General features: G+C 44.0%; 5 protein-coding genes and 1 pseudogene. 4 read left to right on the top strand and 2 right to left on the bottom strand.

Features of this window, described 5'->3' with window-relative positions; genetic code table 11:
* A partial coding sequence (locus O9295_RS05735) for an arginase family protein (RefSeq protein WP_288032289.1) occupies window positions 1-318 on the bottom strand: 318 nt, incomplete at its 3' end.
* Window positions 319-374: 56 nt separating this feature from the next.
* On the opposite strand from O9295_RS05735, the gene O9295_RS05730 reads away from it, so the two are divergent.
* The 4 genes from O9295_RS05730 to O9295_RS05715 all read left to right on the top strand — a co-directional run bounded on the left by O9295_RS05730 (window position 375) and on the right by O9295_RS05715 (window position 2,798).
* On the top strand, window positions 375-581 hold the full coding sequence (locus tag O9295_RS05730; RefSeq protein ID WP_288032288.1) for a hypothetical protein: 207 nt from the start codon (window positions 375-377) through the stop codon (window positions 579-581).
* A 383-nt stretch (window positions 582-964) separates the two neighbouring features.
* On the top strand, window positions 965-1,801 hold the full coding sequence (locus O9295_RS05725) for a lysozyme (RefSeq protein WP_002750346.1): 837 nt from the start codon (window positions 965-967) through the stop codon (window positions 1,799-1,801).
* A gap of 423 nt (window positions 1,802-2,224) precedes the next feature.
* Window positions 2,225-2,488, top strand: coding sequence for a DUF433 domain-containing protein (locus O9295_RS05720; protein WP_002757287.1), 264 nt, complete (start codon window positions 2,225-2,227; stop codon window positions 2,486-2,488).
* Complete coding sequence (locus tag O9295_RS05715) at window positions 2,472-2,798, top strand: DUF5615 family PIN-like protein (protein WP_002757286.1); 327 nt, start codon at window positions 2,472-2,474, stop codon at window positions 2,796-2,798. Before O9295_RS05720 ends, O9295_RS05715 begins: the two co-directional genes overlap by 17 nt.
* Before the next feature lie 32 nt (window positions 2,799-2,830).
* On the opposite strand, the pseudogene O9295_RS05710 reads toward O9295_RS05715, so the two are convergent.
* Window positions 2,831-2,966, bottom strand: a pseudogene (locus O9295_RS05710) (agmatinase); the annotation flags it as partial.

Here is a 2,966-nt window from a genome sequence, read left to right as displayed (position 1 = left end):
AATTAAACGCGAAACTGTAGCTGTGGTGACGGCTAACATCTCCTCGGCGGACAATTGCGGTTGCTGACGGGTATCGGCGATCGCATCATGGGTATAGATGCCCACTTCTAAACAGGTTTCCCTCTTAAGTTCCTCGTCATAAGCTTCCAATTGTTGGGAAGCAGTAATCACCGCCGCCGGTCCAGTTTCACAACCCTTGCGATAGGTGGTGGTGGCCTCGTAGGGAATCGGCAGGATCACGGCCTTAGCTGTGGCGTAAGTTGCGATCGCTTCACTCCCTAAAAATTGTTCGCTACCGGTGGCGCAAGACAATAACATGGGCAAGTCACAGAAAATTTTAGTCTAATCTTCTATTATAAATATTTTGACTATTTTTGTCTATCTCAACTGACTCCAAACGTATCTACTACAATGGCAGAAAACCCTTATCCATCAATGGATACATCCCTCGATTTCTCGCTCAAGATTGGTTTGCTGCGGGCGATAATCTGGAAATATTAGCAAAAATAAATTCAGAACGATTTTGCGCCGTTTCAGCGATCACTAAAATTGTTAAGAATTGTACAACCCTCTTGTTATAAGGCTTTTTATGTCATGAAACCTTAAAATGAGAATTGCTGTGGAAATATAGCCATCAGTTAGGCTGCTTCATACTGCTGTAACAAAAAACAATTATCCCCCGATAGCGATCGCTATCGGGGGATAATTATCAATTTTTGTCAAGAGGTGCGATTAGATATAGGAATCATCGCTAGAATGAGCCTAATTGTCAGGAATTTAGTTAAGTTAAACAAGGTTTTTGGCAAGATGCTAATCTGGCTAACACGCTTTTGGGCGTGATATAGGGAAGACTTCTGGCGATTGCGCCTAAATGGGGTGATATACGGAAAGTTGACCCATATCGTTACGATGCAGAGTTTTATAGAGAAAGTTTCCGTTTTTGACCTTTATTAAGGAGAGCTAAATGTCCGAAGTAACTATTCAAGGGCTTGATAGAAGTGATCTCAATGAGGTGGAGAATCATGCTCTAGATATACTGCTTAACCTCCCGTTAGCTAATTTCAATCAGATTAAGCAAAGGCTAGAACTGGATGTCCCAGGAGTAGTAGGGCGAACTACTTTAGATAAGTTCATTGCCTTCTGCCAGCAAAAAGGTTTGGACTTATCTGAAGCTGGTGTAAATGCCTTCAAAGCTGCTAACGGTCTTGGTAATACTGGTCTCCTTCGAGGTGTGATTGGTCCTCAAACGGCAGGTATTTACTTTGATGTTCTGATGTCCGTAGCTCCTCCACCCAGTGGAGGAAGAAGGATTAACGATGCAGGACTGGAACTTGTAAAAGAATTTGAAGGTTTACATAGCCGAACCTTCCGATCGGGTCCGCGTCGAGGTCAGCTTGTGCCTAATGGCGGTGTAACAGCTTATTTCGATCCTGTAAGAGTGCCAACAATAGGCTGGGGGAATATAGACTCAGTAACAGCTAGGGACGTTGACGTTAAAGTTATTACTCTCCTTGAGGCAGAGAATCTGCTGAGGTCTGATTTAGCGAGTGCTGAAGATGCGGTGAGTGATCTAATCACAGTTCCTCTAAATGACAATGAGTTTTCTGCTTTAGTCAGTTTTACCTTCAACCTTGGTGCAGGTGCACTTCAAGACTCGACTTTACGTAAACGTTTAAATCGAGGGGACAATCGTGTAAGTATTGCCAATGATGAATTTAGAAAATGGGTGCTGGCTGGTGGCAGAGAATTGCCAGGTCTTGTTCGGAGAAGAAAAGCTGAACGAGATTTGTTCTTGAGCTAAATACAACAGGGAGCATCTCATTTATGCAAGTGAGTAATTATACTTATCCATAAAACTGGTTTCTAGCAAGGCTTTCAAAATAGCTTGACATAAAAACCTGATTTAGGGGTTACAAAGGTGAGATGCTCCCAATACAACAACTCTAAATTCACTGATGAGGAGAAGTGCGATCGCCGATCTTGTAGGGTGCGTTCCCTAATGCAACTTCTACCGCTCCACCGATCGATTTTTGGGGAACGCACCATGCACATTGATTAAAGCTGTAAGTCTAGGCGTTGCTGAATCAAGGTATGAATGCCAACTGTGCATCGTATCCAAAAGTTAGTTTGGGTCTAGCGGCAAGATGTAGGCAGAGTAGTCAAGTGAAGTGTCCCATGCCTGAGCCTCACCTTGTATAGAGCCGACAAATGACTTTAGGATACAATGACGATAAAAGCTAGTAGCCAGTTGGATATATTTGTTATGGCATTAATATCCCGTGTTGTTCACAGTGATCCCGACATTCTAGGGGGAACCCCTGTTTTTGTAGGAACTCGTGTGCCGATGAGAACCCTACTTGATTATCTTGAGGCTGGTGATTCATTAGAGGTATTTCTAGACCATTTTCCCAGTGTCAGTCGAGAACAGGCGATCTCAGCCCTTGAATTAGCAAAGGAAATGTTGACAGCCTATGCGAATCCTGCTTGATGAATGCGCCCCACGCCCGTTAAAGCGTGAGCTTGCCGATTACGAGGTATGCACAGTTGTTGAGATGGGATGGTCAGGGAAAAAGAACGGTGAGTTGCTGAGGCTGATGAGTCAGGAGGGTTTCACGATTCTCCTCACTACAGATCAAAATTTGCGTTATCAGCAAAATTTACAGCAAACTGGAGTGGCAGTTATTGTTCTTGTAGCAACCAGCAACAAACTTTCTGACTTACTTCCCCTAATGCCAGATGCCTGTAGCGTATTAGATAAAGTCTCTCCAGGAGAAGTGATTGAAGTTGGAGGCTCCTGAAAGTTGTGTTGGCGAAAGCAGCATAACTCCGCATCCCTGGCGATATCTCGATCCCAAATCACGGGAATCTGCTGTTTAGCGATTAATTCGGCTTCTTCTCGACAAATAGCCCGAATTCCCACGGGTAAGGTCGGTAAACCCATTTCTAACACCCGACGCATCACACAG

The sequence above is a fragment of the Microcystis sp. LE18-22.4A genome, from assembly GCF_027531105.1.
GTDB classification, from domain to species: domain Bacteria; phylum Cyanobacteriota; class Cyanobacteriia; order Cyanobacteriales; family Microcystaceae; genus Microcystis; species Microcystis aeruginosa.
The sequence above is the reverse complement of the archived record's forward strand: the minus strand, read 5'-3'. Positions and strand labels throughout refer to the sequence as shown.

Excerpts from the sequence above, each read along its gene's own strand:
- O9295_RS05725 (WP_002750346.1), top strand. The coding sequence starts at position 965 with ATGTCCGAAGTAACTATTCAAGGGCTTGATAGAAGTGATCTCAATGAG.
- O9295_RS05720 (WP_002757287.1), top strand. The coding sequence starts at position 2,225 with ATGACGATAAAAGCTAGTAGCCAGTTGGATATATTTGTTATGGCATTA.
- O9295_RS05715 (WP_002757286.1), top strand. The coding sequence starts at position 2,472 with ATGCGAATCCTGCTTGATGAATGCGCCCCACGCCCGTTAAAGCGTGAG.